31 protein-coding genes and 4 tRNA genes are annotated in these 25,119 nt (G+C 57.4%); 14 read left to right on the top strand and 21 right to left on the bottom strand.

Annotated features, from left to right (window positions below):
* Positions 1-15: 15 nt before the first annotated feature.
* The 6 genes from tssK to AB6T85_RS08015 form a co-directional block, all read right to left on the bottom strand.
* On the bottom strand, positions 16-1,356 hold the full coding sequence (gene tssK, locus AB6T85_RS08040) for a type VI secretion system baseplate subunit TssK (protein ID WP_369895226.1): 1,341 nt from the start codon (positions 1,354-1,356) through the stop codon (positions 16-18).
* 24 nt (positions 1,357-1,380) lie between these two features.
* Positions 1,381-1,872 (bottom strand): type VI secretion system lipoprotein TssJ, encoded by a 492-nt coding sequence (gene tssJ / locus AB6T85_RS08035; RefSeq protein ID WP_301253429.1) that lies wholly within the window; start codon positions 1,870-1,872, stop codon positions 1,381-1,383.
* A gap of 32 nt (positions 1,873-1,904) precedes the next feature.
* Entirely contained in the window at positions 1,905-2,402 is a 498-nt protein-coding gene (locus AB6T85_RS08030) for an SH3 domain-containing protein (protein WP_253455525.1), read from the bottom strand.
* 882 nt (positions 2,403-3,284) lie between these two features.
* Positions 3,285-3,965, bottom strand: a complete 681-nt coding sequence (gene yjjG / locus AB6T85_RS08025; RefSeq protein WP_369895224.1) for a pyrimidine 5'-nucleotidase — start codon at positions 3,963-3,965, stop codon at positions 3,285-3,287.
* Between the two features lie 9 nt (positions 3,966-3,974).
* Positions 3,975-4,415 (bottom strand): ribosomal protein S18-alanine N-acetyltransferase, encoded by a 441-nt coding sequence (rimI, locus tag AB6T85_RS08020; RefSeq protein WP_253455529.1) that lies wholly within the window; start codon positions 4,413-4,415, stop codon positions 3,975-3,977.
* The gene (locus tag AB6T85_RS08015; protein WP_369895222.1) at positions 4,378-4,797 is read right to left on the bottom strand and encodes a DNA polymerase III subunit psi; all 420 of its coding nucleotides are present in this window, start codon (positions 4,795-4,797) and stop codon (positions 4,378-4,380) included. Before AB6T85_RS08015 ends, rimI begins: the two co-directional genes overlap by 38 nt.
* Before the next feature lie 106 nt (positions 4,798-4,903).
* Between AB6T85_RS08015 and rsmC the strand changes: the two genes are divergently transcribed.
* From rsmC to AB6T85_RS07995, 4 genes are all read left to right on the top strand, one after another.
* A complete protein-coding gene (gene rsmC, locus AB6T85_RS08010; RefSeq protein ID WP_301253432.1) occupies positions 4,904-5,938 on the top strand; it encodes a 16S rRNA (guanine(1207)-N(2))-methyltransferase RsmC in 1,035 nt (344 codons plus the stop codon).
* A 326-nt stretch (positions 5,939-6,264) separates the two neighbouring features.
* Positions 6,265-6,351 (top strand) — tRNA-Leu (locus AB6T85_RS08005).
* 33 nt (positions 6,352-6,384) lie between these two features.
* Positions 6,385-6,471: transfer RNA gene (locus AB6T85_RS08000), tRNA-Leu, on the top strand.
* A 32-nt stretch (positions 6,472-6,503) separates the two neighbouring features.
* Positions 6,504-6,590, top strand: a tRNA-Leu gene (locus AB6T85_RS07995).
* A 420-nt stretch (positions 6,591-7,010) separates the two neighbouring features.
* On the opposite strand, the gene AB6T85_RS07990 is transcribed toward AB6T85_RS07995, so the two are convergent.
* A complete protein-coding gene (locus tag AB6T85_RS07990) occupies positions 7,011-7,301 on the bottom strand; it encodes a DUF1435 domain-containing protein (RefSeq protein ID WP_253461132.1) in 291 nt (96 codons plus the stop codon).
* A gap of 240 nt (positions 7,302-7,541) precedes the next feature.
* Here AB6T85_RS07990 and AB6T85_RS07985 point away from each other — a divergent pair, with 240 nt between their 5' ends.
* The 3 genes from AB6T85_RS07985 (at position 7,542) to AB6T85_RS07975 (ending at position 10,421) form a co-directional block, all read left to right on the top strand.
* Positions 7,542-8,627, top strand: coding sequence for a GGDEF domain-containing protein (locus AB6T85_RS07985; RefSeq protein ID WP_301253066.1), 1,086 nt, complete (start codon positions 7,542-7,544; stop codon positions 8,625-8,627).
* Positions 8,628-9,058: 431 nt separating this feature from the next.
* Positions 9,059-9,853: a siderophore-iron reductase FhuF gene (gene fhuF, locus AB6T85_RS07980; RefSeq protein WP_253455536.1), complete on the top strand. Its 795-nt coding sequence runs from the start codon at positions 9,059-9,061 to the stop codon at positions 9,851-9,853.
* 100 nt (positions 9,854-9,953) lie between these two features.
* Positions 9,954-10,421, top strand: a complete 468-nt coding sequence (locus AB6T85_RS07975) for a YbaK/EbsC family protein (RefSeq protein WP_253455539.1) — start codon at positions 9,954-9,956, stop codon at positions 10,419-10,421.
* A 7-nt stretch (positions 10,422-10,428) separates the two neighbouring features.
* Here the strand turns inward: AB6T85_RS07975 and AB6T85_RS07970 are convergent, their stop codons facing one another.
* Complete coding sequence (locus AB6T85_RS07970; RefSeq protein WP_253455542.1) at positions 10,429-11,637, bottom strand: MFS transporter; 1,209 nt, start codon at positions 11,635-11,637, stop codon at positions 10,429-10,431.
* Positions 11,638-11,844: 207 nt separating this feature from the next.
* Between AB6T85_RS07970 and AB6T85_RS07965 the strand changes: the two genes are divergently transcribed.
* From AB6T85_RS07965 to AB6T85_RS07950, 4 genes are all read left to right on the top strand, one after another.
* Positions 11,845-12,321 carry a DUF2946 domain-containing protein gene (locus tag AB6T85_RS07965; protein WP_253455544.1) on the top strand — a complete coding sequence of 159 codons (477 nt, stop codon included), beginning with the start codon at positions 11,845-11,847 and terminating at the stop codon, positions 12,319-12,321.
* Between the two features lie 74 nt (positions 12,322-12,395).
* On the top strand, positions 12,396-13,799 hold the full coding sequence (locus tag AB6T85_RS07960) for a PepSY-associated TM helix domain-containing protein (protein WP_369895220.1): 1,404 nt from the start codon (positions 12,396-12,398) through the stop codon (positions 13,797-13,799).
* Positions 13,800-13,888: 89 nt separating this feature from the next.
* Entirely contained in the window at positions 13,889-14,197 is a 309-nt protein-coding gene (locus AB6T85_RS07955; protein ID WP_253455550.1) for a type II toxin-antitoxin system RelE/ParE family toxin, read from the top strand.
* Between the two features lie 24 nt (positions 14,198-14,221).
* Positions 14,222-14,548 (top strand): HigA family addiction module antitoxin, encoded by a 327-nt coding sequence (locus AB6T85_RS07950; protein ID WP_253455553.1) that lies wholly within the window; start codon positions 14,222-14,224, stop codon positions 14,546-14,548.
* A 6-nt stretch (positions 14,549-14,554) separates the two neighbouring features.
* On the opposite strand, the gene AB6T85_RS07945 is transcribed toward AB6T85_RS07950, so the two are convergent.
* Genes AB6T85_RS07945 through AB6T85_RS07935 form a run of 3 tightly spaced genes read right to left on the bottom strand, consistent with a single transcriptional unit; the run spans position 14,555 to position 17,988 of the window.
* Complete coding sequence (locus tag AB6T85_RS07945; protein WP_369895218.1) at positions 14,555-15,532, bottom strand: nucleoside hydrolase; 978 nt, start codon at positions 15,530-15,532, stop codon at positions 14,555-14,557.
* Positions 15,532-16,563 carry a LacI family DNA-binding transcriptional regulator gene (locus tag AB6T85_RS07940; protein ID WP_301253074.1) on the bottom strand — a complete coding sequence of 344 codons (1,032 nt, stop codon included), beginning with the start codon at positions 16,561-16,563 and terminating at the stop codon, positions 15,532-15,534. Before AB6T85_RS07940 ends, AB6T85_RS07945 begins: the two co-directional genes overlap by 1 nt.
* 48 nt (positions 16,564-16,611) lie before the next feature.
* Positions 16,612-17,988, bottom strand: coding sequence for an MFS transporter (locus AB6T85_RS07935; protein WP_253455562.1), 1,377 nt, complete (start codon positions 17,986-17,988; stop codon positions 16,612-16,614).
* A gap of 561 nt (positions 17,989-18,549) precedes the next feature.
* Between AB6T85_RS07935 and AB6T85_RS07930 the strand changes: the two genes are divergently transcribed.
* Entirely contained in the window at positions 18,550-19,116 is a 567-nt protein-coding gene (locus AB6T85_RS07930) for a histidine phosphatase family protein (RefSeq protein ID WP_253455565.1), read from the top strand.
* Positions 19,117-19,234: 118 nt separating this feature from the next.
* Positions 19,235-19,969 (top strand): SDR family oxidoreductase, encoded by a 735-nt coding sequence (locus AB6T85_RS07925; RefSeq protein WP_301253077.1) that lies wholly within the window; start codon positions 19,235-19,237, stop codon positions 19,967-19,969.
* On the opposite strand, the gene AB6T85_RS07920 is transcribed toward AB6T85_RS07925, so the two are convergent.
* Positions 19,963-20,862, bottom strand: coding sequence for an AraC family transcriptional regulator (locus AB6T85_RS07920; protein ID WP_301253145.1), 900 nt, complete (start codon positions 20,860-20,862; stop codon positions 19,963-19,965). The two genes, AB6T85_RS07925 and AB6T85_RS07920, sit on opposite strands and share 7 nt — an antisense overlap.
* Positions 20,863-21,395: 533 nt before the next feature.
* Between AB6T85_RS07920 and AB6T85_RS07915 the strand changes: the two genes are divergently transcribed.
* Positions 21,396-21,471 (top strand) — tRNA-Ile (locus AB6T85_RS07915).
* 161 nt (positions 21,472-21,632) lie between these two features.
* Here AB6T85_RS07915 and AB6T85_RS07910 read toward each other — a convergent pair.
* The 9 genes from AB6T85_RS07910 to ypjK all read right to left on the bottom strand — a co-directional run bounded on the left by AB6T85_RS07910 (position 21,633) and on the right by ypjK (position 25,095).
* Complete coding sequence (locus tag AB6T85_RS07910) at positions 21,633-21,974, bottom strand: TA system toxin CbtA family protein (protein ID WP_006812012.1); 342 nt, start codon at positions 21,972-21,974, stop codon at positions 21,633-21,635.
* A 20-nt stretch (positions 21,975-21,994) separates the two neighbouring features.
* On the bottom strand, positions 21,995-22,312 hold the full coding sequence (locus AB6T85_RS07905; RefSeq protein ID WP_006812013.1) for a type IV toxin-antitoxin system YeeU family antitoxin: 318 nt from the start codon (positions 22,310-22,312) through the stop codon (positions 21,995-21,997).
* A 19-nt stretch (positions 22,313-22,331) separates the two neighbouring features.
* Positions 22,332-22,553: a DUF987 domain-containing protein gene (locus AB6T85_RS07900; RefSeq protein ID WP_001548171.1), complete on the bottom strand. Its 222-nt coding sequence runs from the start codon at positions 22,551-22,553 to the stop codon at positions 22,332-22,334.
* Between the two features lie 8 nt (positions 22,554-22,561).
* Positions 22,562-23,038, bottom strand: coding sequence for a JAB domain-containing protein (locus AB6T85_RS07895; protein ID WP_000811693.1), 477 nt, complete (start codon positions 23,036-23,038; stop codon positions 22,562-22,564).
* A gap of 15 nt (positions 23,039-23,053) precedes the next feature.
* Entirely contained in the window at positions 23,054-23,512 is a 459-nt protein-coding gene (locus AB6T85_RS07890; protein WP_000211838.1) for an antirestriction protein, read from the bottom strand.
* A gap of 97 nt (positions 23,513-23,609) precedes the next feature.
* Positions 23,610-23,849 (bottom strand): DUF905 domain-containing protein, encoded by a 240-nt coding sequence (locus tag AB6T85_RS07885; protein WP_000194654.1) that lies wholly within the window; start codon positions 23,847-23,849, stop codon positions 23,610-23,612.
* Positions 23,850-23,925: 76 nt separating this feature from the next.
* The gene (locus tag AB6T85_RS07880; RefSeq protein WP_001547765.1) at positions 23,926-24,393 is read right to left on the bottom strand and encodes a YfjT/YkfB family phage-associated protein; all 468 of its coding nucleotides are present in this window, start codon (positions 24,391-24,393) and stop codon (positions 23,926-23,928) included.
* 28 nt (positions 24,394-24,421) lie between these two features.
* Entirely contained in the window at positions 24,422-24,859 is a 438-nt protein-coding gene (locus AB6T85_RS07875) for a YfjS/YafY family lipoprotein (protein ID WP_016154551.1), read from the bottom strand.
* On the bottom strand, positions 24,859-25,095 hold the full coding sequence (gene ypjK / locus AB6T85_RS07870; RefSeq protein WP_001144031.1) for a protein YpjK: 237 nt from the start codon (positions 25,093-25,095) through the stop codon (positions 24,859-24,861). The genes AB6T85_RS07875 and ypjK overlap by 1 nt, the downstream gene beginning before the upstream one ends.
* Positions 25,096-25,119: the final 24 nt, after the last annotated feature.

Genomic DNA, 25,119 nt, shown 5'->3' with positions numbered 1-25,119 from the left:
CTCTTGCTCCTGACGTCAGGCGGAATGACTACGAATGGCCCAGAATTCCATGGCGAGGCCGGGAAAATCACCGGCCAGATGAAGCGCGAAGGTGCCGGACTTTTCCATTTCCTGCCAAAGCTCGCTGCCCTTATCCAGTTCGAAATAGCTGTAGCCGGCGTGCCACGGGATCTGCGGCGGCGCGACCGACATCGGGCGCAGGATCATGCCCGGCAGCTGTAGCTGCACCAGATCGCGGATTTTTGTCACCGGCGCGACTTTCATCTGCGCGGGGAAGTGGGTCAGCAGCGTATCGGCGGGCACGCTGGCGCGCACCGCCAGCACAAAGCCGAACTCGCGCACCATCGAGCTGGTTGGCACCGTCGCCACGTTCAGGCCGTGCGAGCGTTCGGTCAACGGCAGCTGCACGGCATTTTCTTCCAGCACCTGCGACAGCCCCTGACGCAGCATCAGCATCAGCCTGCCAAAGCAGCGAGCCAAATCGTCATGGTCGTAAACCGGCAGCGAAGCGTCCGGGAAACGCTGCGGCGTGTAGGTCGCCAGCTCGCAGGCAAACGCCAGCCAGCTGGCGAACAGCGTTTCCGGGTGCAGCAGCGGCAGGTTTTTCAGGTGGCTGACGTGGCCCAGATGGTGGTTAACCAGCGCCAGCAGCATAAAGTCGACCATATCCGCAGTATTGAAACGCCCCGGCTGCTGGAGCCGCTGGCCGATCTGCTGGCTGCGCTGCTGCAACAGGCCCGGCATATCGTTGAGGTAGTCGCTAAGCTGCGGGCTGGCGCCGCAGTTCAGCATCGGTGGAATATAGCCGCTTTCCAGCCGCACCTGATTGCTGCGCTTCTCCAGCACTTTTACCACGGCCATCGCCGTCCATTCGGCGCTCAGCTCGCTTTCCAGCATCAGGCGCAGGCGCAGCTTGCCAAACTGCACGGCGGCCGGGCTGACCGACAGCGCGTTGCAGTCATCCACCTCTTGCTCAAACGTGATATAGCGCGCCAGCGAGTCGGCGGTTTCGCTGAAAATTACCTCGTCGCGGCCGTTGCGACGCGCGGGCAGCGCCAGCAGCACTTTTTCGCTGCCCTGACCGTCCGGTATCGCCAGCGGCGGCGGGCCGTTTTTGCCGTCACGAAACGAGAAGAAGGTGCCGTCGGGCAGCAGGCCGCTGGCCGAACTGAGGGCGACTTTGCCCTGGCGCAGCAGCGCCTCGTCAATTTCGTAGTCGAGAAAGCCCCACATATAGGGCCGCTGCGCCTGGCCCCACTGATTCAGCAGGCTTTGCTGATAGCTTTCCGCCTGCTGAAAATGATGCGGGCGCAGGAACATGCCTTCGGTCCAGACCACTTTTTCTGCTTTGTTCATAAGGCTTCCGTTTTCAGGCTGGCGTCAGTGACTGACGGCAAGGAGTCCGCTGTCGTTAGCGATGAGGGTGGCCTGCAGCAGGCTGTCCGTCTGCTGCCAGATCGTGCTGGCGTCCGCGCCGGACGGCAACGGCAGCGCAAGGCGCCACTTTTTGCCGTCGAGCGACTGGTATTCTGCAAGCACGCCTATATAGCGAGCCTCGGCCGGCAACGGCCCGCTCAGGGTGTCGGCGCTTTTTCCGGGCATCAGGAAGAGTTGTTCGCTGTTCAGCAACGCGCCGCCCAGCAGGGCGCCCGTTTTGTTTTGCAGCGAATAAAAATCGGCGGACAGGAAATCGGCGTCGGACCGCAGCAGCAATACGCGCACCTTAAGCGGCGCGCCGTGATTAATCTGCGAAGGGTGCCTGAACGCCAGGCTGTAGTGAGAAGGTACGCTGTGCGAAGTGCAGCCTGTCAGCACGCTGAATGCCATCAGGAAAAGCGCCTGAAAGCTCAGGCGCAAAACGTTTCTGTTCATGATTATTAGCTACTGGATTATTAGCTACCGGATTAGTCGATTACCCAGGTTCCGCTGTTGCTGTTCTGGCAGGCTTTGCTGTCGCCATCCACCGCAACGCAGGTCTTTTTCGTCGGCGCGCGAACGCGTTTGCGGCGGGCATCGGCTTTTACGGTTTTATCGTAAAGGTCGCTTTTCACCACGGCGCGCAGCGGCACGTAACCAATCAGCTGCTCTTCTCCGCTTTCGGCGATGGCGAACCAGTTGTTCTCCACCGAGCCAAGCACGGTATAGGGCTTGCCGTTTTCCAGATGGCTGACCAGCTTGCCGCCGAAGTCAGGACGCGTCATCACCGAAGCGGCGTAAAGCGCCCGATACTCCTCGTTCACCGGGGTGAAGGAGAGCGGCGGCTGCACCGCATGACGATAGGTCAGCTTCACGCCGTCAACGGTGCTGGAAACGATCGTATCGTCGGTCATTGGCGGCGGCGGCGCCTTACATCCCGCCACAGTCAGAACAAAAAGCAGGCTTAGTGCAATTCGAATTTTCACCCGGGTCCTCATGATTTCTGTTTAAAAAGGCGTGCGCGAAAGCGCGACGGGAAGCGGCCCGGACAGGCCTGAAGCAAAAGTCTGCTATTGGCTGGCCGCACCACGTGGAAAAACAGCCCCCGCCGCGCCCGATTAGTACAATGGTTAACACAACCGAAGCGTTTCTGTTTACCCGCCAGCGGGAGAACAACGTCTGGTTAGCGGATTAATTATTAAGCAAGCCGACGATTAAAACAGGCGCTGGCCGTGTTATAGCACCATTTAAAGCTGGACATTCAGCAATTTTTTGCGGCCTGCCGCGCTCAATCCGGCTGGAAATTAACCGTTCAGATAACCGTTTTTTCAGATTTACTTTATTGATTATCCGCAGCAATTATGCGGACAAAAAAGGCAATAACGTCAGATAAATGAATGGATTAGTCCATTATTCTGCGCCACCATAGCTACCGCACGGGCCAGTGCTGAAGCAGGCTGCCCGTATAAAACCCAGGGATTAATACCCCCTTTTTTCGGCAAGTTTACAGAGTCTTTCCAATTATTCAACGTTACGCCCCGCCCCGGCAAAGCTTTAGCCTTGCTAATGTAAAAAAAATAAACAAAATTTGACCGTTCTGGCGCACATTTTCCCGAAAGCGCCCCTCTTTGATGATGTTTTCTTCATCTTCCAATTGCATTTAGCTACTAAAAAACAGGATTTAAATAACCAAATATTATATAGACACAGTCCGCACTGGCACTGAACTTTAATACAGGGGAGGAAGGTAATTTCGGGGAGAAAATAAAAAAGATAAAGTATCGGATGAGACGATTATTTCCGTCCCACCCAGTTACTTACGCTGACTAAAGAAAAATTGAGAGGTTTTTACTGCGCACAGGGCAAACTTAAGCAATCAGAATCTCTTCGAGTTCCTGTAGCGTGGCGACCTGCCAGGTGGGCGCTATGCCGTCGGGCAAAGGGCGGTTATCGGCGTTCAGCCAGCAGGTCGCCAGCCCGGCGCGCATTCCGCCCAGAATGTCGGAATCGGGGTTGTCGCCTACCATCATCACCTGCTCGCGCGAAGGATTGCCCATCTTTTCCAGCGCGTGATTGAAGATAGCCGGATGCGGCTTGGCGTGGCCGACCTGTTCGGAGATCACCAGCAGGTCGAAATAGTCCAGAAATCCGGTGCGCTCCAGGCGGGTTTGTTGCAGGGCGGTAAAGCCGTTGGTGATGATGCCCATCTTTACTTTCCCCTTCAGGCGGTTGAGCAAATTCACCGCGCCGGTCAGCGGCAGGCAAAGCTCGGCCATCGCGCTCAGAAAACCGTTGTTGAGATCGAGCGGCGTGACGTTCAGCCTGTCGGCCCAGCCCTGGAAACGCTGGTGCTGTAGCTGAAGCGCAGTGATAGCGCCGTTCTGATACTCCACCCACAGCGGCTTGTTAACCGACTGGTATTGCTGATAATCATCCGGTGAGAACACCACGTCATACTGCTGAAACAGACGCTGCAATCCGGCGTACGCATCAAAGTGAAACAGCGTGTCGTCAGCGTCAAACAATATCCAGTCCCACTCTTTAAGCATTCGTTACCCTTAAATAGTTAGCGCCATGATAATGGCATCTTCTTTCCCCTCGGCGGTGGGGTAATAGTTGCGGCGTACCGATACCTCATTGAAATCGAGCTGCTGATAAAGCGCGATGGCAGCCCGATTCGAGGCGCGAACTTCCAGCCACAGCGTCAGCACGCCGCGCTGTTCCAGTTCGCCGATCAGATGTTGCAGCAGCGTCCGGCCAAGGCCGCGACGCTGGAAAGCCGGATCGACCGCGAGGTTGAACAGCGTGGCCTCATCCAGCACGATTTGCGTAATAGCGAAGGCCGCCATTTCCGTGCCGACATCCAGCCGGTAATTCAGATAGCGTTCGCCCTGGTTGCTGGCAAAGGTTTTTTCACTCCAGGGAAAAGCGTGGCTGCGCTGCTCAATGGCGAAAGCGCGGTCAAGATCTTGCGGCGTCAGTAAAGAAATCGGATTCATAGTGGGTGATCTGCTGCCAGAGCGCGCGTTTGGCGTCGGCATTATGGTAAAGCTCCGCCAGTACGGGCGAAGCGAGTTGAGCGCCGTCGATCGCGACCGGCTCGGCCAGGCCCAGGCACCAGCTGGGGCAGCGCGTGTCGTCAGGCAGCATAGCCAGCTGCTCCGGCGTCAGCGCCATCACCTCATGCTCGCGCATCAGCAGCGCGGCCAGCACGTCGCGGATCAGCGGTTCGGTTAACGGCGGCGGCGTTTCCGCCACGATGATCAGCCGGATCTGTTCCGGCAGCGAAATAGAGACTTCGCCGTGCAGGGCGCGCGGACGCCGCAGCGTATACTGCGTAATACCCATCTGCTGTAATAACCAGTCACGTCTGGAAGACATCATTTTTCCCGTCTGGTCGCCCAATTGCGACGCTATGCTAGCAAACCCATCGAATCTGCGCCAACAAACCACTATAATCGCCGCTCTGATTTGTAAGGAGCCACCGATGTCCGCATTTACCCCGGCCAGTGAAGTGATACTGCGCCACAGTGATGAATTTACTCAACGCCGCGTGCTGTTTGCTGGCGATCTGCAGGATGACCTGCCCGCCCAACTGGATACCGCGCTGAGCCGGGTACATACCCAGCAATATCATCACTGGCAGATCCTCAGCCGCATGATGGGTGAAAATGCCTTTTATGGTCTGGTGGCGACGCCGGAAATGGTCGCCGACTGCGACACGCTGGTCTACTTCTGGCCAAAAAACAAGCCGGAAGCGCTGTTCCAGCTGGAAAACCTGCTCGCTTTACTGCCGGTCGGCAGCGAGCTGTTTATCGTCGGCGAAAACCGCAGCGGCGTGCGCAGCGCCACGGATATCGTGGAAGGCTGGGCCACCCTGAACAAGATCGACAGCGCGCGCCGCTGCGGACTTTATCACGGGCGGCTGGATGCGCAGCCAGAATTTGACGCTAAGGCGTACTGGAACGATTACGAGCTGGGCGATCTGACCATCAAAACGCTGCCGGGCGTGTTCAGCCGCGACGGCCTGGATGCGGGCAGCAACCTGCTGCTGTCCACGCTGACGCCGCATATGAAAGGCAAAGTGCTGGATATCGGCTGTGGCGCGGGCGTGCTTTCCGCTATGCTGGCGCGCTTCTCGCCGAAGGTTCGCCTGACGCTGACCGACGTTAACGCCGCAGCGGTAGAAGCGAGCAAAGCCACGCTGGCCGCCAACGAGCTGGAAGGCGAGGTCTTTGCCAGCAACGTCTATTCCGACGTGCAGGGGCGTTTCGATCTGATTATTTCCAATCCACCGTTCCATGACGGCATGCAGACCAGCCTGGATGCGGCTCAGACGCTGATCCGTGGCGCAGCGAAGCATCTGAATATGGGCGGCGAGCTGCGTATTGTCGCCAACGCCTTCCTGCCTTATGCGCAGGTGCTGGATGAAACCTTCGGCAGCCACGAAGTGCTGGCGCAGACGGGCCGCTTTAAAGTCTATCGCGCCGTCTGGTCACGCGCGGCCAAAGCGAAGCGCTAATCCACTCCGTCCCGCACCTTTTTCGGTGCGGGACGCGGCCCTTTCTCCTTTTTGCGCGCTGCCTGCCATCTTCCTCTCTGCCAGATGCCGCTTTTTGCTCGCTCCCTGCCGTCTTCCTCTCTGCCAGATGCCGCTTTTTGCGCACTGGTTGCAATGCTCACCAGCCAGATACCGCTTTTTGCGCACTGATTGCGCTGCCCGCCGCAACCCGATGACGCTTTTTGCAGCGATCGCCGCAGCCGCGTTAAATAACTGTTGACGTGTCGGGGAAAATCTCTAGAATGCGCCTCCGTGGTTGCAATATAACGTTGTTATGTTGACGGTACGCGAAGGTGGCGGAATTGGTAGACGCGCTAGCTTCAGGTGTTAGTGTCCTTACGGACGTGAGGGTTCAAGTCCCTCTCTTCGCACCAAAAACCACGTTATTCATATTACGCAGCATCTGCGCGAAGGTGGCGGAATTGGTAGACGCGCTAGCTTCAGGTGTTAGTGTTCTTACGGACGTGAGGGTTCAAGTCCCTCTCTTCGCACCAATGCGGTGATATGAGTAAAAGTTCAACACGATGCGAAGGTGGCGGAATTGGTAGACGCGCTAGCTTCAGGTGTTAGTGTTCTTACGGACGTGAGGGTTCAAGTCCCTCTCTTCGCACCACGTTGAACGCTCTTTTCTGCGCTTTTATCCTCTCGCATTACCCCTTTTCTGTTTTTACCTTCTCTGCTTTCAATATCTGTTTTTGCTTCTGATGCCGATACCTGCTTTGCCGTTATGCTTCCGTACGCGCTGACTATGCGGTAATTTGCCGTCTATAACATCGCCATGCTGCTGCACGGCTTGATCTTCCAGGGGATCGCCAGGTCACTGCATGGGATTTGTCGTCTACGGCATCGCCAGACTGCGGCATAACGCTTTATCGTTCACGAGATCGCCTCGCCGCTGCATAACGCTTTGCCGCAGCGGATTGCTATGCTCCCGCCGCCAGGTTCCCCGTCGAGCTGGCTAGCCGCGCCAGCAGGCGTATGCCTGATACCATCGTTCCCACCGTCATTCCACCGCTGGCTTTATCGCAGGCCGCTATTTTATCAGCGCGCCGAAATTAACCGAGATCGCTATCATCCCGCCCGCCAGCGCCAGGCAAGAAGGCAGCAGCAGATAGTGGCGCAGCCGTTTGTGATAAAGCATGACTACCGTCGCCAGTAGCGCGGCCACCATTACCAGCCGCCACTGGTTGAAAGAGAGATTCAGTAACGTAATCAGCGGCATAATCGCGCAAGGAAGCAGCGCTCCCCAGGCACTTTCCAGTTTGTTTCCTGCCATCCAGCCTGTTCCCCCTGTGCCGCAAGCGGCTTTTACGGCGGTCTGCATCGCTTTGCTCGCGCCACTAATGATAATGATTCCCAATAGCATATAAGAACTCCTATCATTTTGCAGCAAGATTTCTTGACGTGTCTTTACGCCCGATGATGACACCAGAGTTATTAAGTGTTAAATTGTCGGCGCCTTACTATTATTAAATCCATATAATAACAACAGCAGACTCTTCCCGGCATGGTCCTTTTTTCAGGCCAGGCCGTGCGCTATTCAGGCAGTCATGAGTAGAAAAGAATGAAATTACAAAGCTATAATGAATTGCTTCACAGCAAATATCGGTTTTCGCTGATGCTATTTCTCTTTTTAAACACAGCAGCGTCTTTATTTTATATTTACAGCAGAAAAGAAAAAACCGGCGCGCCCACGCTGATTATTGCTTTGCTCAGCGGGCTGTTATTGTTATGGACATTTTTGCGTCCCAGAGGGAAATTTCCGCTATTAAATATCGCGGCGGTAACCACCGGTCTGCTCTGGGCCTGGCAAATTGTCCTGACATTTGAATTAATTTTCTATTTTGATAACAGTTTTTTGCTGCTCAGCCTGTTCTGCGCCTTTTTTATCGCGGCCATTGCGTTGAACGATAATCTGCTGGCATTTTGTCTGCATACCGCGCCGCCTTCGGCGGCGGTGGTCGTGCTGGATCGCGGCCAGAATACGGCGATTATCGCCTTCACTATCCTGCTGCCGCTGGTGGGCTTTACGCTGAACCATATCCTGCAAAGACGGCGGGATCGCTTTACCCGACGCCTGGTCAGCCAGCTCTACGAAGAGAAAGAAGCCTGGAGCGATCTGAGCATGCTCGACCCGTTAACCGGCCTGTATAACCGGCGGGGCTTGATGAACCGGCTGAAAAATATATTTGATAATCATGCAGGTAACCATTTTGTTCTGCTGCTGGATATCGATCATTTTAAAGCCTACAACGATAACTATGGGCACGCGATGGGCGACCAGGCGCTGGCACGCGTTTCAATCGCCATCCGCGACGCCGTGCGTTCCCGCGATATCGTGGCGCGCTACGGCGGCGAGGAGTTCCTGGTGCTGCTGACCAACGTTAACGACGCCATCGCGATGAAGCTGTCGGAGCGTATTCGTCAGTACGTGCACGAGCTGGAGATCCCGCATCTGTTTAACGAGCGCGTCGCCACACACGTTACCCTCAGCGCGGGCTTTGCCCCAATAATCGATGAGGATTTTGACAGCGCGGTCGCCAATGCCGATCGCGCGCTCTATCTGGCGAAAAATCGGGGACGGAATACTATTCTTTCCTGGGAAGCGCTTAGTCAACACGATCTGAACAAACCTGCTAACACGCTTTAATGCTTTCACCGGCCTGAACAATTCGGGTCGGTGAAATAAATTTGCCTTAATATCCCCTCCCCTGCACCAGTCTTATTTGATTTATATTCATTAAAAAGAGCCAACCTGCCGGAAACGTTTTTTTTCAGAATTCCTTTATGCGTCTTTAAGGTAAATTCCGCTACGAGTTTTTATTATTCATATACTGAGTAATTATTTTCTGTATCCGGCCAGCCTAAAATCAAATTAATGGCCGGACAAAACTTGCGGAATCGTTACTGCACGATTTTTTCCCGCCTGCGACATTAATGCAAATTACTTTATTCAGAAAATACCGTGCTTTTTGGCGTCCGGGCGACGGAAAAAATGGCGCTTGTTTGTCCGCCAGGCCTCAGATACAATCAAGAACGATTATCATTTGTTTTCCCACTTAGATTGATGCCGGGTAACCCATGAGCACACTTCGTCGTCAGGCCCCAGATTCAGCGGTTTCTCCGCTTATCTTTCTCCAGAGCCATCGCCCGCTGGCCGGCTCGCTACGTGCGCTGTTCAGCGAGCATCGCGCTTACTTTCTGGAGACAATCAGGCTGAACGAAGCGGCGCCTGCCGGCTGTTTGACGTTGGAGCAGTGGTCGCAGCCGGAGGCGTTCGCCCGGCTCAACGCGCGCTACGGCGATTTTATTTATCGCGCTCACGGCGACCAGGAAAGGGAAAACAAACCGCTGCAATCGCTCTGGGCGCAGTGGTATCTGGGTCTGCTCCTGCCGCCGCTGATGATGGCGCTGCTGCTGGAAAACCGCGCGCTGGACTGCTCGCCGGAACATATTCACGTTGAGTTTCATGAAACCGGCCGCCCCGCCGCCTTCTGGATCGACGTGCAGGAAGATGACGAGGCGCGCTACCTCAGCCCGCGTCGTCGGATGGATCGCCTGATCCAGCGCTGCCTGATCCCGATCGTAAACGGAATTGAACGGCACGGCGATATCAACGGCAAGCTGATCTGGAGCAATACCGGCTTCGCGGTGCACTGGTTCCTGGGCGAGCTGGCGCCATTGCTGGGCGAGAGCCTGCGCGCCGAGCTGGAGCACGCATTTTTCTTCTCGCGCTCGCTCGCCGATGGCGCCGACAATCCTTTTTACCGCACCATGCTGCCGCGAGACGGCGAGATGCAGCGCCGCACCTGCTGCCAGCGCTATCGTTTGCCTGACGTAGAGCGCTGCGGCAACTGCACGCTCAAGCCCGTCTGACCGCCCTTCCCGCCCCGAAAGGTCTCAATTTTTTCCTGCCCGTTTACAGCCGGGCCGCTCTGTGGCAGCTTTATCGCCCCGAACGTTAAGGAGCTGGAGCATGAGCCTGGAGTCTGTACGGCAGTTCTTTGCCGAGCGCGCGCCCGATATCGGCATTATTGAGCTGGCGGAGAGTACCGCCACGGTGGCGCAGGCGGCGCGTGCCCACTACGTCAAGCCGGGGCAGATAGCCAAAACGCTGTCGCTGAAGGTAAAAGACAGGGTGATATTGATCGTGACCTGTGGTGATTTAAGACTGGATAACCGCAAGCTGAAAGCGGTGCTGGGCGCGAAGGCGCGGATGCTCAGCACCGATGAGGTGGTGAGCTGGACGGGCCATCCCGTCGGCGGCGTCTGCCCTTTCGGCCTGGAAACGCCGCTGCAGGTGCTGTGCGATGTGTCGCTGCGGCAGTATGACGAAGTGCTGCCCGCGGCAGGCTCCATCTACAGCGCGGTGCGTATTTCTCCCCAGCTGCTGGCGGAGCTGACCGACGCCACCTGGGTAGACGTCTGCCAGCCGCCGGGCTGAAGCCGTTTTAGTTTTCCTGGCGGGTGATGACTTTGCCCTGCGTTTCCCTGCCAAAGGCGACGATAACCGCAATCAATACCGCCACCGTTCCGGCCACTATCGCCATCGCCAGGCCGTAATTATTGCCGTGCGCTTCGGCAATGCCGGACTGGAGCGTGGCATTGACCGACGCTATCAGATTCCCCAGCTGGTAAACGAAGCCCGGCAGTATCGCTCGCGTATTGGCCGGCACCAGTTCAGTCAGCCAGGTCGGCACCACGCCCCACGCGCCCTGTACCATAAACTGCATCAGAAACGCGCCCAGCCCGATGGTGAACGATCCGCTGGAAAAAGCCCACAGCGGCAACACCGGCAGCGCCAGCAGCGCGGCGATAATGATCGCCTTCTTGCGGCCGATTTTCTCCGACAGCGAGCCGAAAAAGACGCCGCCCATCATCGCGGCAATATTGTAGGCAATGGCGATCAGGCTGACGGTATGCGGGTCGAAGCCGTGCTGCACCTTCAGGAAGGTTGGATAGAGATCCTGCGTGCCGTGGCTGAAAAAGTTAAAGCAGGCCATCAGCCCGACCAGATAGAGGCACAGCTTCCAGTGCTTACGCACCACCGGCAGCAGCGCCACGCTCTCTTTCTGCGCTCTGGCGGCCAGCCAGACCGGCGATTCCGGCACCTTAAACCAGATAAACGGCAGCAGCAGCACCGGCATCGCGCCAATCAGGAACATGCCGCGCCAGCCGACAGACGCATAGCAAAGCCCAAAAATAATCGAGGCCAGCAGATAGCCTGCCGGATAGCCCGCCTGAAAAATGCCGGACATCAGCCCTCGGGAGCGATCGGGAATGGTTTCCATCGCCAGCGACGAGGCTACGCCCCAGACGCCGCCCATCGCAATGCCGTAAATCACGCGCAAAATCAGGAAGGTGGTAAGCGTAGGCGACCAGGCGGAGAGCAGCTCAAACAGCGAGAAAAGCAGGATATTGCTCATCAGGATCGGGCGGCGGCCATAGGTTTCTGCCAGACGGCCAAACAGCAGCGCGCCGATCGGCCGCACCGCCAGCGTCAGCATGATCGCCAGCGACACTTCCGCCACCCCAACGTGAAAATTCGCCGCGATATCGCTCAGCACGAAAACCAGAATAAAAAAGTCAAACGCATCCAGCATCCAGCTGGCAAAACTGGCGAAGGCCACGTTGCGCTGGGTAGAAGTCCAGTCAAGCATATGAAGTTCCTGTCTTGCAGACGGCAAAATCCGCCAGGGAAGGCGGCGCAAATGTTAACTATTTGTTTATAGCATGTAAGAAGTTGCTAAAGGCCGAAGCAGTTGTCAGCCTTTAATTCAGGTTGTAAGCAAGCTTTTCACAACAGAGGTGAGTGAATTTGCTACACTGGCCACCGTTTATTCGCTGGCGCCGTTGCCGTTGAGGATATGCCAAACCTTTCGCTGATTAAAATGCGGCGTAGTTGCCTTGCCGCCTGGCTTGGCCTGCTTGCCGTCATGCTGCTGTTTATCGCGCCGGTGATTTCTAAATCGCTGGTGGCGTCGCCTGCGTGGCACAGCATGATGATGCCGGGCATGGCGATGGATGAGGCGATGATGGCCGATGCCGCCATGATCGGCCACGCCGGGATGGCACACGACGACGCGTCCGCGATGCCTGGCGAGAGCGCCACAGTAGCGGAAGATAACGGTCGCGCCAAAGGCGGACCTCCCCTTTCTGTAATGGACGACAGCGCCTGCGGTTACTGCGTGTTGCTGGCCCATCTGCCGCTCGATCTTACCCGGCTGCCGCCGCTCTGGTCGTCGCTGCAGGCTGCCAGACTGCCCGCGCTGCCGCTGTTCAGGCCCGTTGTCGCCCGCTTCGTTCCCCACTTTTTCCATCCCCGCGCGCCGCCGCGCCGCTAAGCCGTCCCGCTAAAAAAGCGTCGCTTTTGCGACAGTCACCTGCTTATGCCTGGATTCAGGCGGATGGAATTCCTATGTCAGAAAAAAGCCTGGCGCAGCCTTTGCGCGCCGCCACCACTCACGGCGCGCTGCTGCCGCTGCTGCGTCGCCTGCATTTTTATATCGGGCTGTTTATCGCGCCTTTTATTTTTATCGCCGCCCTGACCGGCACGATCTATGTGCTGACGCCGCAGCTGGAAAATGCGCTCTATAGCCACCAGCTGTTTACCGATAACGCGGAACCGGCCAGGCCACTCGCCGACCAGGTGCGCGTGGCGCAGGATTTTGTCGGTGCCGATCTGCCGATCGCCGCCGTGCGTCCCGCGCCTGCGCCGGGCGAGACCACGCGCGTGATGTTCACCACACCGACTTCCGGCCCTTCTGAAAGCACGGCCGTTTTTGTCGATCCCGCCACGCTGGAGATCCGCGGCATGCTGCCGGTTTACGGCACCAGCGGCGTGCTGCCGCTGCGCACCTGGCTGGACTATCTGCATCGTAATCTGCTGCTGGGCGACCTCGGCAGAAACTACAGCGAGCTGGCCGCCAGCTGGCTGTGGGTCGCTGCGCTTGGCGGCGTGCTGCTTTGGGCTGCCGGTCGACCAAAGCAGCACGCCAAAGGACGCGGTCAGCCGATCCTGCGTCAGCGCTACTGGCACAGCACGCTGGGCGTGATCCTGCTGCTCGGTCTGCTGTTCTTCTCCGCCACCGGCCTGACCTGGTCGCGCTGGGCGGGCGATAATATTTCCGCCCTGCGCGCCCATTTCGGCTGGATGACGCCTGCCGTCAATACCTCGCTGCTGCCCGATAAACCCAGCCCGATGGACGAACACGCCGAACACCATATGACGCCATCCATGCATCACGGCATGGCCATGCCGAAAGCGGCCGCCGTGGCGATGACGCCAGCGCAGTTTGACGGCGTGGTGCAGGCCGCGCGCGCTGCGGGGATCCGGGCAGAGAAAATAGAAATCCGGCCGACCACGAAAGCCGACAAGGCCTGGATCGTCAGCGAGATCGACCGCCGCTGGCCGACGAAGGTGGACAGCGTCGCGGTGGATCCGGCCAGCTTTCGCGTGATGGACAAAGTGACCTTTGCGCAATTCGGCCTGCTGGCAAAGCTGACCCGCTGGGGCGTGGATGCACATATGGGCGTACTGTTTGGCCTGCCGAACCAGCTGCTCCTGGCAGCGTTTGGGCTGGGACTCTGCATAATGATTGTGCTCGGCTATCGTCTGTGGTGGCTGCGGCGCCCTGCCGCTGCCCGGGGCTGCCATCCGGCGGAAACGCTGATCTATCACTGGCGGCGACTCGGCCTGAGCGCGCGTTTTTTGCTGCTGGTCTGCATCGCGACGCTGGCGGTCAGCCTGCCGATGATGGGCGTCAGCCTGCTGCTGCTGCTGCTGATTGACGCGCTACGCTGGCAGCGGGCAAAAAGCTAGCGCGCCGTTTGCGTCAGGCACACCTGCACTTGCGCACAGTGCAGTTGTGCAATAAAGTATTGGCCAGGCGTCACACGGAGGTGGCAAAAATGCTGAGAAATATCGACAGTTTTCGGGACAAATGGTTGGAGGATTTTTTCCTGTATAACAAGTCGCACCGTCTTATCCCGGCTGATATTCAGTCAGCCCTGGCGCGCAAACTGGATATGATCAATGCGGCCGTCACCTGTAAAGACTTACGATCGCCGCCGGGCAACAGATATGAAGAATTGAGGCCGCCGCTAAAAGGCTACTCTTCGCTGCGGGTTAACGAACGGTACAGACTTATATTTAAGTGGCTCGATGGCAAAGCGGTCGATCTGTATCTGGATCCACATCGTTATAAAACATACCGTTAGCGCAACGTTGATTTGGAGAAACTAATGAAACAGGCTACACGCAAACCCACCAGCGTCGGAGATATTTTGCTGTACGAGTACCTGGAGCCTTTAGATCTGAAAATCAATGATTTAGCAGAGATGCTCAACGTACATCGCAATTCAGTTAGCGCGCTGGTGAATAACAACCGTAAGCTGACGCCCGATATGGCGTTCAGGCTTGCCGCCGTCTTTGATACCAGTATCGCGTTCTGGTTAAACATTCAGAACAGTCTTGATATCTGGGAGATAGAGAACGATGCCCGCACCCAGGAAGAACTGAGCCGCGTGGTTTCCGTGGCCGATTTCCTGGCGCACAGAGGGGCGGCCTGAACGCCCCTACCCTGCCAACGCCTGCTCCAGCATCGCCAGCAGCCTGGCGTTATCCACCGTTTGCAGCACGTGCGCCAGCCCGCCGGTCAGCTCGCCCACGGCCGTATCGACCCGTAGCGGCAGACGATAGCGCCAGGATTTTCCACGCGTCATGCCCGGCCGCAGCTCTACATCGACATAATAATCCGCCGCCGTGGCGACGCGCTGATCGATCAGCCATGCCATCACCAGCGCATCATGGATCCAGCAGCCCGGCAGCCTGCGGGTTTGCATGGAATAGTCGAGCCAGGGCCGCAGCGTTTCACCAACGAATCTCGCCAGCGGCGTATCAGGCGCGGTTATCCGTTGCAGATCGGCATGGGTCAGCATCGTGCGGGTAGTGACGTCCATCGGCACCAGCGTAATACAGGCGCCGCAGGTCAGCACCCGTCGCGCCGCTTCAGGATCCAGACCAAAATTGGTGTCTTTGATAAAGTCGTCCAGCGCAAACACGCCGCCCATAATGGCGATTTCCTGCACGGCTTCCGCCATTTGCGGATAGCGCTCCAGCGCCAGCGCGACGTTGGTCAGCGGCCCAATCGCCACCAGCGTGATTTTGCCGGGATTAGCGCAAATCAGCCGTCCCATCGCATCGGCGGCCTCTTCGTCCGGCGCCTGATAAGCGCGGGGCGGACGAACATTCTGCCAAAAGTGCGCCAGCTGCGTATGCCAGACGCGGTTATCCAGCGCCTCGCGCCAGGGTTGCGGTGGCTCCGCTAACGCCCTGTCGGCGCCTTTATAGACCGGCACGTCCAGCTCAAGCCTGGCTAACAGCGCCTTTGCCACGTTAAAACCCGTCTGGCTCGGCGTATTGCCCGCCACGATAGTGATCATCTCCAGCGAGATGCCGGGCGAGCCGATCGCCAAAGCCAGCGCCAGGCCATCGTCCACGTTCGCGCCGACCACGCCGTTGCCCGGATCGCAGTCGATTATTACTCTTTTCATTAGTTCTGCACCGCAGCGGAAACAGGGCCACAGCCGCAGGATTCTCCAATCTGCAGCTGGTGTGAAAAATCGCTTAGCTGCACCTCGCTTTGCGGCGCGGCCAGCATCGCCAGCGCTTTTTTCGCCATCGCATCCACCGGCTGGCGTACCGTCGTCAGGGAAGGCACATGAAAAGCCGACTGCTCCGTCCCGTTAAAACAGACCAGCGCCATATCCTGCGGCACGCGGAGTCGCTGCTCTGCCAGCGCCCGCACGCAGCCGATAGCCTGTAGCTCGTTAGAGGCAAACAGCGCACGGGGAAGCGCGCCGCCGCGCAGCATTTTCTTTGTTGCCAGGTAGCCGCCCTCGCGCGTGTAGGCTGCCGGGAAAATCCACTCGGGCCGTGCCGGGATGCCGAAATCCGCCAGCGCCTGTCGCCAGCCTGCCAGACGATCCTGCGCGTTATACATCTCCGGCGGGCCGCTGATTATGCCAACCTGCTGGTAGCCGTGGCTGAGCAAATGCGTGGTGACCTGATGTGCCGCCTCGCGCTCGTCCACGCGGAGAATATTGACGTTCAGCGCCGGATCGACGCGATCGAGCATCACCAGCGGCGTACCGCTGGCCTGGATAATATCGATATAGGGATGACGATCGACGCTGTTGTAAAACAGGCCGTCAACCTGCTGGCTGAGCAGATTGTTGATCAGCTCCAGCTCGCGCTGGCGGCTGTTGCCCGCGTCGCCCAGCAGCATCACCATGCCGTTGCTCAACGCTTCCTGTTGCAGGGCGTGCGCGAAAGAGGCGATAAACGCGTTGCCGATATCCGGCACCACCAGCCCGTAGGTTTTGGTCGTGCCCAGCGCCAGCGCTCTGGCCAGGCTGTTAGGGCGATAGCCGGTTTTCCGCACCGCCTCCAGCACGCGCAGCCGGGTCGCTTCCGCCACCGGCCTCGGCCCGTTATTGATCACATAGCTGACCACCGCAACGGAGGTACCGGCTTCTCTGGCTACATCGGCACGCGTCGCCCTCTCAGAACTTTGTCTCGCCAACGTGGCACCTCTTTTTCCTGACGGGCGGCGCAACCCGCCCGCGTTATATCAGATGGCATCTTCCGGCGCGTTAAGATCGCGACCCCGGGTTTCCGGCGCCACAAAGGTGGTCAGAAATCCGATAGCCGCCATCACGGCAAAATAGCTGGCGATCGCCCACCAGTGGCCGGTCCAGGATAGCAGCGCCGCCGCAACCAGCGGTGCCGTGCCGCCGGAGAGGATAGACCCCAGCTCTTTGGCGGTCGCCATTTTAGTGTAGCGGTGTTTTACGCCAAACAGCTCTACACCCCAGGCCGCCTGCACGCCGTAAATCCCCAGCGAGGCTAATCCCATGCCCGTGACGATCACCGCCATCACGACAGCCGGTTCGCGGGAGTCCAGCAGCATAAAAGCCGGAAAAGCGTAGAGGATCAGCAGCAGGCAAAACCAGCGGTAGACAATACGGCGACCAAACCGGTCAGAGAGCCAGCCCGCAAAAGGAATAATCAGGAATCCCAGCAGCGAGGCGATAAATACCGCCGAGGTCGCCACCGATTTATCCACCGCCAGCACCTTCACCACGTAGCCGATCATAAAGCCCTGCGCCAGATAGGAGGGGCCGTTTTCGCCGATGCGCAGGCCCAGCATCACCAGAAACGAGCGGCTGCGCTGCCAGAAACTGCGGTCGGCGGCGGGCTGATACATCACCAGCTTGCCTTCGCGTGCCGCCTGCATCTCTGCGTTTTTACGCTCGAACACCGGCGTTTCTTTCAGGTGACGACGGATCCACAGCGCCAGCAGCGCAATCAGCGAGCTGCACAGAAAGGGAATGCGCCAGCCCCACGCCTGCAGCTGCGCCTGATCCATCTGCACCACGGCCAGCCAGACCAGCGAAGCGATCAGCGTACCGCTGTTCGATCCCAGCGCGATAATCGAGGAGACCAGACCACGCTTTTTGGCTGGCGCATATTCTCCCAGCATCACCGTGCCGCCGGAGAGTTCCGCCCCGGCGCCAAACCCCTGGGTAAAGCGTAAAATCACCAGGCAGACCGGCGCCCAGAAGCCGATAGTGGCATAGCCGGGAATAAGACCAATAAGGGTGGTAGAGAGGCCCATCAGGATGATGGTGGTGACCATCACTATCTTGCGGCCTTTGCGATCGCCCAGCCAGCCAAAAAAGAGTGCGCCGATGGGACGGGCAATAAAGCCGACTGACCAGGTGGCAAAGCTCGACAGCAGCGCCATGGTGGGCGTAGCGTTGGGGAAGAATACGTCGCCGAAAATGATGCCGGCCGCCAGGCCGTAAAGCGCGAAGTCCGCATATTCCATCGCGGTACCGAGCCAGCAGGAGAAGGTCGCCCGCCAGAAATCCTTACGCCCTTCCGGCGTGGTCAGACGCGCATCCGCTGCGGAAACAGCGTCCTGCCGGGTGCTTTGTGTCAACATGAAAAATTCCCTGATATGAGGAGGTCTGTATCGCCTTCCCTGGCTACCTGCTACGTGGGCGATCCGCCAGTGAGGACGTGCTTTTGCTGAGCCATGATTAAAGGTCAGTAACGGGTTCCCTGGTGTTGGACTTCGTTTTGTTTACTTTGCGTCCGCTGATTTAAGGTATCAGTCGTTTAAAACGTAAAGTAAATTTGACCTTCACTGGACAAACAAGCCTCGTCACCGTGAATTTTCAACGCGCCACCATTGTATCTACGCGCGTAGATAAATCAAGCCACCTGACGAAACAAATTAGCCTTTCTTCACATTCATCAAAAAAACAGATGATATAATTTGTTTTAAATCATAAAGTTAATTTACGTTAAAATTTACGCATGCGGCTTTTTGCCAAAAAACCATGCAAAGCGTTTACTTAAGTACAATTATTGCGCTTTTTCGCGCTGGCATCAGCGGCTGCACTCTATCGCTGGCAGATTGCAGTCGGATGACAGGTTAACGATCGGCAGGCCCGGGTTTTTCAGCGCGCTGCCGTTCTTAACGTTACCTTTGAGGAAACCGATGACTATTATCCTGATGCGCCATGGTAAACCCGATCATCCTCAGGGCGGTCGTCTGCCCGCGCTGGCTATGGCAGCGTGGTGCGAGGCGTACGATATGTCGCAGGTAGAGGATATGCCGCCGGACAGATGCCGCCAGGTTGCCGCCACGGCGGACTATATTGTAGCCAGCCCGCTGCCCCGCGCACGCTCCTCGCTGGAGAAGCTGGGGCTGGAAGCGGCTGACGTCGATCCGTTGTTCAGCGAGGTTTCCCTGCCCGTGATGCGGCTGGGCTATCCCCATCTTCCTCCGGGCTTCTGGCTGTTGGCATTGCGCCTGATGTGGCTGGGTGGCTATGCCGGAACGGTGGAGTCTTATCAGCAGGCGGAACAGCGGGCGCAGCAGGCAGCCGCAAAGCTGATTGCGCTGTCGGCACGCGGCAACGTGCTGCTGGCCGGGCACGGCATTATGAATAAACTGATCGCCCGACAGCTGCGTAAACAGGGCTGGCTGGCCGAGAAGCACGCCAGCAGCCGCCACTGGAGCACCGCCATTTACCATCCGCCTTTTATTCCGGCGGACGCGTAGTTTCAGAGGATCGGGCAAGCTTTAAAGAGCCACGGCTATTTTTCCTGCGCGGCAACCCGCTTACGCTGATGACTGCTGACGGAGATGCCGTTCAGCCGTTCTCTTATTGGAGGTTTCCGTGTCTGAACTGAAAAATAAAATCGTTGCTATTACTGGTGCCAGCAGCGGTATTGGCGAAGCAACCGCTCGCTTGCTGGCCGCTAAAGGCGCTCGCGTCATGCTGGGCGCCCGACGTGTGGATCGCCTGACGGCGCTGGTCGAGGAGATCCGCGAGGCAGGCGGCGAAGCGCATTCAATGGCGCTGGACGTTACCCGCCCGGAACAAGTTGAAGCTTTTGTCGCTGCGGCGCAGCAGCATTTTGGCGGGCTGGACGTCATGATTAATAACGCTGGCGTGATGCCGCTTTCGCCCCTGTCGGCGCGCAAGGTGGATGAGTGGAATCAGATGATCGACGTGAATATCCGTGGCGTCCTGCACGGCATCGCCGCGGCCCAACCGGTAATGGAACAGCAGCAGCACGGCCATATTATCAATATTTCTTCCATTGGCGGTTTGAGCGTTTCCCCTACCGCTGCGGTTTATTGCGCGACGAAATTCGCCGTACGGGCGATCTCCGACGGACTGCGGCAGGAAACGGATAAATTACGGGTGACGGTTGTTTCCCCTGGCGTGGTGACGTCTGAACTGGCGGAGACGATCAGTGACGCATCCGCTCGTGAGGCGATGAAAACGTTTCGGCGCGTGGCGCTTGATGCCGACGCTGTCGCCCGTGCTATCGCCTGGGTTATTGCTCAGCCTGATGAAGTGGATGTCAGCGAGCTGGTGATCCGCCCTACCGCCAGTCCTTACTGATATGACCCGGCCAGGCTACAAGCCGGCGCCAGCCGTAATATTTCCTGCATATACTGCGCCTCCTGCTGCGGGCTTCGGCCAAAAAAGCGCTTAAACTCCCGGCTGAACTGCGACGGGCTTTCATAGCCCGTCTCTGCCGAAGCCGCGACGGCAGAAAATCCCTGTCGCACCATTAACAGCCTGGCCTGATGCAGGCGCAAAGACTTGAGATACTGCATTGGCGAACTTTGCGTGACGGCCTTAAATCGCGCATGGAAATTCGCGCTGCTCATTCCCACTTCACGTGCCAGGTCGGCTACTTCCATATGCTGCTGATAGCGGGTTTGCATTATCTGTAACGCGCGCGCGATTTGCGCAAAGTATCCCTGATTCGTTAATGCGGCCCGCAGCGCAGCGCCCTGCTCGCTGACCAGTACGCGATAGTAAATTTCACGCAGCAGCCCTGGCGCAAGAACCTGAGTCTCCTGCGGCGACTGCAACGCTTCAAGCAGGCGTAACACGCTGTCTCCCAGACGCTCATCAAGCGGCGTGGACAGCATACTTACCGGCTCCACCTCCGCCGCAAAGGGCAGTTGCAGCGTAACCAGCAAATCCGCGAGCACCTGTAAATCCAGGCGCAGCGCCACGGCCAGCATCGGTTCTTCCTTTGAGGCCTCTGTCTGGCTGATAAAAGGCAACGGCACGGCCACCACCAGAAACTGCTGAGCATCGTAGATATAAACGTTGTCGCCCAGGAAACCCCGCTTGCGTCCCTGGCAGACGATAACGATGGAAGGCTCATACAGCACCGGCGTTCTCTCCAGCGGCACATCAGAACGCAGCAGCCGCACTTCTTCCAAAGCCGATTGGGTGTAACCATTGCCTGGCGCCAGCCGGGTTATTAAGGCCGCCATTTTTAGCCGACGGCGTTCAGATGAGGAAAGATTATCGGCCACGGTCAGTCTCTGTAAGGGATGAACATAACGGCCCGCGCTTTTGTTGACGGCTTGCCGGACAGGATAAAGAACAGATTAGCCAGGTTGCTGAACCAAAAACAACCCGATTCAGAGAAGAGAATGGAATGGCCAGGCGCAGGATGCTGGATGCTGGCGGCAGGCGGCAGGCGGCAGGCGGCAGGCGGCAGGCGGCAGGCGGCAGGCGGCAGGCGGCAGGCGGCAGGCGGCAGGCGGCAGGCGGCAGGCGGCAGGTGGCAGGTGGCAGGTGGCAGGTGGCAGGTGGCAGGTGGCAGGTGGCAGGTGGCAGGTGGCAGGCGGCAGGCGGCAGGCGGCAGGTGGCAGGTGGCAGGTGGCAGGTGGCAGGTGGCAGGTGGCAGGATAATAGTTTGTTATTCAATCATTTCTACATTTAACCTGATGCCTAAAAAACAGACAAACAGTGGTGGATAGCTGGATTGCATCCGCAAGTTACTTTATAATCCCGCGCCACAGGCCCCTTAGCTCAGTGGTTAGAGCAGGCGACTCATAATCGCTTGGTCGTTGGTTCAAACCCAACAGGGGCCACCAGATAAAACAAGGAGTTAGATGAGAAATCGTCTAACTCCTTTTTCTTTGGATGCAATTTGGGTCAGGTAATGGGTCAGGTAAGGAATTGCTACCCTGCCCTCTTCATCTCGCTGCCAGCATCCCCGGATAGTGATGAAAGCCAGTAGCACTGCCTGTAATATTCACCGTACCGAATTTTTACGGCTTTGCCGCAACAAGCCAGTTGCCTGCCGTGCTCGCAGAATGTCTACAGCCCGGAGATAAGGGGATTGTTCCTGCCAGTTAAATCCCTTCCTGTCGATACGCACCAGTTCGTATTTTTCCACCAGAAAATTCACGGCATCAGCCAGCGTGATTCCGGCATCGATATGTTCCTGTATAACACGTTCCTCACTGAACGGTGTGTCGTTGAGGGTGAGACCATAGTGCTGTTTCAGCAGGCGGGTCAGTAGCATTTGCCAGACAGCCACGGGTGCTAGGCAGGGCTTCGCCGCCCGCTGAGTTGTTGCAGGTAAAGTTTTCATGTTTACTCTCGTGAAGGTAATTAACTCTGAGTGGGGTAAATGGCGATGTATACGTAGCCGCAACTGCCAAGAGTATCGGCTTCGCAGGTGAAACCGTTGTGGTACAGGGTGACGCAGTGGGCGTGTTGGGGACTGAGTTCACCGGTGGTTAGCATCGACTCCATCTGGCGGATAAAGTGCGGGCATGTTTCATCCAGCTTCCGGCATTCGGTGTCACTGAACCTGCCGGTGATGCTGGCCCTGTCAGCCAGATAGTGCAGTCGGTTACCCTCCTGCACCAGACGGGCTCCCAGGCGCGGCGTGATAGCCCGCTGCAGGCCCCAGTTGATGTGGGTCATGGCGGCTCTCCTTTTATTGTCAGTTCAGGGTAATACTCATTAGGCAGGCATAAGGCCCGTTACGGTCCTGGCGGCGTTCGGCGTATACCGCGAGGACTCCTGTGATATCCGGCACATCCCTGCCGGTGTAATGGCAGACGCTACCGTGCCACTGATATTTTCCACTGCAGTAGCGAAAGATCCGGGACTCAGGATGCTGGCGGTATATCGTCATTGCCCGGCGTTTACTGATAATTTTCATGTCATACCTCACAACAGACCGTGTTCTGCGAACGAATAGATTTGCCTGCCACCGACAATCAGGTGGTCAGGGACGCGGATATCCACCAGCTGAAGCACCTGAACCAGTCGCTGCGTGAGGGTTTTGTCGGCCTGGCTAGGTGTCGTCTCGCCGGAAGGATGGTTATGCGCGAGTATCACCGCCGCCGCGTTGAAGTGCAGAGCACGTTTGACCACCTCCCGGGGATGCACCTCGGTGCGGTTAATCGTGCCGGTGAAGAGCGTTTCATGGGCAATCAACTGATTCTGGTTGTCCAGATACAACACCCGGAACTCTTCCCGCTCAAGCGCGGCCATATGCAGTCGCAGCCATTCACGTACGGCGTGGGTAGAGGTGAAGGCTACGCCGGGCTCATGCAGGTGGCGGTCCAGAGCCCTGAGCGCCCGCTGAATGAGACGCCGGTCCTGTGGCGTCATCTCGCCGGGTAAAAAGGAAAGCTGTTTCATCTGTTGCTCCTTCGGTCAGTCGATAATACGCAGAATGGCGTGAGCCTCTGGATGTTGCATGGCATACTCCCGCAGGCGGTAATAGTGTGCGGTCATCGCGTCACATTCTGTACGGCAGGCATGGTGGCTATACGCAATCAGGCAGACAGCAATACCTGCTGCTTCTGCACTCATTTGGGCATCGTTACCGTTCAGGCAGTTAAACAGACGCCATGTCTCATCGTTGTCAGGCTCGGGGGACATAAATGCGCCGCCATTGCTGAGGGTGTAGAACGACCAGATACCACCGCTGTAGCCCTCACAGAAGCGGTCCATCCAGGCGAAGATATGCGGCTCCAGGAGTAGCCACTGCGGGATAGCGCCAAAGTACTGTGGCCAGAAATCGATACGCTGTTCATCGGGGACCGGCGTGACGGTCAGTTCAAATTCGGGTTGGTTAGCGGGTGCGAGGTCGTGCTGCGTCTGTGTTGTCATGGGTATGTCTCCGTCAATAAAAACGCCAGCGGCGATGGCTGGCGTATGGGGATATAAAGTGTGTTCGGGGAGGTGAATGCGGGTAAATGCTTCGCGATCAGCGGGTGGCCGTGTCTGTACGGATGCCTGAGGTGCGGATATAGCGGTTAAGACCTTCACCGGCATCCGGCTCAAAGTTCCATGCCCGCCAGACCATCCGGCCTTCAGTATCACGAACCACCAGACGGAAGTGACTGCCCTGGTCGTCTTCGAGTGTGATATTGCTGTACGTGGTAGTGACCGCTTGCGCTTGTCTCCGGGTGAAAGGCCCCGGTGGCAGCAACACGGATTGGGTCATTTTCGGGCTCCTGATAAAAGAAAACCCCGGCAGCCTGCTAGCTGTCGGGGTGGATTTGCTGGGGAAGATACTACTATCAGTCGTTGCTGCAGTCTCCGAGAGTGGACAGAACTTTCTCAGCGTTCTTCCGGTCCGCAGTGAAGGTCCCTGCTTTGTGGTCATTGACGTAGACGTCGAACTGCCCGGCCTCAGAGATATTGCTGATGAAGTCAAACCAGGCGTTATCGCCGTTACGCCAGCCTAGGCTGGACGGAATAATGTACTGCTGGTGATCCATCACTACGGTGATAGTAGTGTCGTCATCGTGCGAACTGACCATCTTGTCATCGGCAAGGGTAAGAAAGACTGAATGCTGATAGAAACCATTCTGGTCCGGGTTCCCTGTGCAGTTGATGGTAAACGTCTTTCCGCTGGCTTCGGTCACGCTGTATTCCGTATTGCCCTGACCGTAACCCTGCTGCCAGAACCCCGGGATAGCAGAGGCATTAAAGCTCGCGAGCAGTACACCCGCCAGCATAAACCGACTTAGTGAAAGTATTGTCATTCTTGTCTCCTTTGTCGTTGTTTTATTCCTAGTTCTCAGGGTTTGAGGGTATCAGCAGTCGCCCCATCAGTTTGCCGTCATGGGCGTACTCAAAGTATTTTTCTTTGGTATACGGGTCCGTCACCTCCTGGTATTCCAGTTTGATGTTATCGGCAATACACAGCGCATTCATCAGTGGCTGGACGGTTTTTTCCTGCATATCCACGAGGTAGTAGTAACTGCCATCCTCGCAGCCATCGGGCGACTGGCGGGTACGTAAAACCTGCAAGGTGGGACCGGATAAGTAGTCAACCTGTGACCATTCTTCGCTGACATCATCCTGGTGGCTGACCACATCACTGAAACGCGGTGGGGTGAGGTCCTTAAATTTACTGATGGCCTTCAGGTCATCACTTCTGTCATCGCATGCGATGAGAAACAGAGTGGTGGCAACCAGCGCCAGCAGAGGCAGTGTTTTACGTTTCATTATTTTTTTCCTGAAATCAGACGAACCACTTTGGCAAAGACATAAATGCCCACGAAAATACCCACCGGCACGCCGACGAACGGTGTCAGCGCGACACTGGCAGCACCGGCTGCGCCACCTCCCGTCAGCAGTGCGGCAACAGTGGCAAGGGTCAGGGCCGCGAGACTGTCGGACACCCCGGTTTTGTTCAGAATGATGACGATGACAACAATGGCGATAATGGCAATAACGGGCATAGGGCTCCTCCCTGTTGCCGGGTT

The organism is Erwinia aeris (assembly GCF_041224955.1).
Lineage (GTDB): Bacteria > Pseudomonadota > Gammaproteobacteria > Enterobacterales > Enterobacteriaceae > Erwinia > Erwinia aeris.
Note: the sequence above shows the minus strand (reverse complement) of the source record. Positions and strands in the feature narration are given on the sequence as shown.

Coding starts and splice junctions, on each gene's coding strand:
- tssK (WP_369895226.1), bottom strand. CDS start 1,356: ATGAACAAAGCAGAAAAAGTGGTCTGGACCGAAGGCATGTTCCTGCGC.
- tssJ (WP_301253429.1), bottom strand. CDS start 1,872: ATGAACAGAAACGTTTTGCGCCTGAGCTTTCAGGCGCTTTTCCTGATG.
- yjjG (WP_369895224.1), bottom strand. CDS start 3,965: ATGCTTAAAGAGTGGGACTGGATATTGTTTGACGCTGACGACACGCTG.
- rimI (WP_253455529.1), bottom strand. CDS start 4,415: ATGAATCCGATTTCTTTACTGACGCCGCAAGATCTTGACCGCGCTTTC.
- AB6T85_RS08015 (WP_369895222.1), bottom strand. CDS start 4,797: ATGTCTTCCAGACGTGACTGGTTATTACAGCAGATGGGTATTACGCAG.
- rsmC (WP_301253432.1), top strand. CDS start 4,904: ATGTCCGCATTTACCCCGGCCAGTGAAGTGATACTGCGCCACAGTGAT.
- AB6T85_RS07990 (WP_253461132.1), bottom strand. CDS start 7,301: ATGCAGACCGCCGTAAAAGCCGCTTGCGGCACAGGGGGAACAGGCTGG.
- AB6T85_RS07985 (WP_301253066.1), top strand. CDS start 7,542: ATGAAATTACAAAGCTATAATGAATTGCTTCACAGCAAATATCGGTTT.
- fhuF (WP_253455536.1), top strand. CDS start 9,059: ATGAGCACACTTCGTCGTCAGGCCCCAGATTCAGCGGTTTCTCCGCTT.
- AB6T85_RS07975 (WP_253455539.1), top strand. CDS start 9,954: ATGAGCCTGGAGTCTGTACGGCAGTTCTTTGCCGAGCGCGCGCCCGAT.
- AB6T85_RS07970 (WP_253455542.1), bottom strand. CDS start 11,637: ATGCTTGACTGGACTTCTACCCAGCGCAACGTGGCCTTCGCCAGTTTT.
- AB6T85_RS07965 (WP_253455544.1), top strand. CDS start 11,845: ATGCCAAACCTTTCGCTGATTAAAATGCGGCGTAGTTGCCTTGCCGCC.
- AB6T85_RS07960 (WP_369895220.1), top strand. CDS start 12,396: ATGTCAGAAAAAAGCCTGGCGCAGCCTTTGCGCGCCGCCACCACTCAC.
- AB6T85_RS07955 (WP_253455550.1), top strand. CDS start 13,889: ATGCTGAGAAATATCGACAGTTTTCGGGACAAATGGTTGGAGGATTTT.
- AB6T85_RS07950 (WP_253455553.1), top strand. CDS start 14,222: ATGAAACAGGCTACACGCAAACCCACCAGCGTCGGAGATATTTTGCTG.
- AB6T85_RS07945 (WP_369895218.1), bottom strand. CDS start 15,532: ATGAAAAGAGTAATAATCGACTGCGATCCGGGCAACGGCGTGGTCGGC.
- AB6T85_RS07935 (WP_253455562.1), bottom strand. CDS start 17,988: ATGTTGACACAAAGCACCCGGCAGGACGCTGTTTCCGCAGCGGATGCG.
- AB6T85_RS07930 (WP_253455565.1), top strand. CDS start 18,550: ATGACTATTATCCTGATGCGCCATGGTAAACCCGATCATCCTCAGGGC.
- AB6T85_RS07920 (WP_301253145.1), bottom strand. CDS start 20,862: ATGGCGGCCTTAATAACCCGGCTGGCGCCAGGCAATGGTTACACCCAA.
- AB6T85_RS07910 (WP_006812012.1), bottom strand. CDS start 21,974: ATGAAAACTTTACCTGCAACAACTCAGCGGGCGGCGAAGCCCTGCCTA.
- AB6T85_RS07905 (WP_006812013.1), bottom strand. CDS start 22,312: ATGACCCACATCAACTGGGGCCTGCAGCGGGCTATCACGCCGCGCCTG.
- AB6T85_RS07900 (WP_001548171.1), bottom strand. CDS start 22,553: ATGAAAATTATCAGTAAACGCCGGGCAATGACGATATACCGCCAGCAT.
- AB6T85_RS07895 (WP_000811693.1), bottom strand. CDS start 23,038: ATGAAACAGCTTTCCTTTTTACCCGGCGAGATGACGCCACAGGACCGG.
- AB6T85_RS07890 (WP_000211838.1), bottom strand. CDS start 23,512: ATGACAACACAGACGCAGCACGACCTCGCACCCGCTAACCAACCCGAA.
- AB6T85_RS07885 (WP_000194654.1), bottom strand. CDS start 23,849: ATGACCCAATCCGTGTTGCTGCCACCGGGGCCTTTCACCCGGAGACAA.
- AB6T85_RS07880 (WP_001547765.1), bottom strand. CDS start 24,393: ATGACAATACTTTCACTAAGTCGGTTTATGCTGGCGGGTGTACTGCTC.
- AB6T85_RS07875 (WP_016154551.1), bottom strand. CDS start 24,859: ATGAAACGTAAAACACTGCCTCTGCTGGCGCTGGTTGCCACCACTCTG.
- ypjK (WP_001144031.1), bottom strand. CDS start 25,095: ATGCCCGTTATTGCCATTATCGCCATTGTTGTCATCGTCATCATTCTG.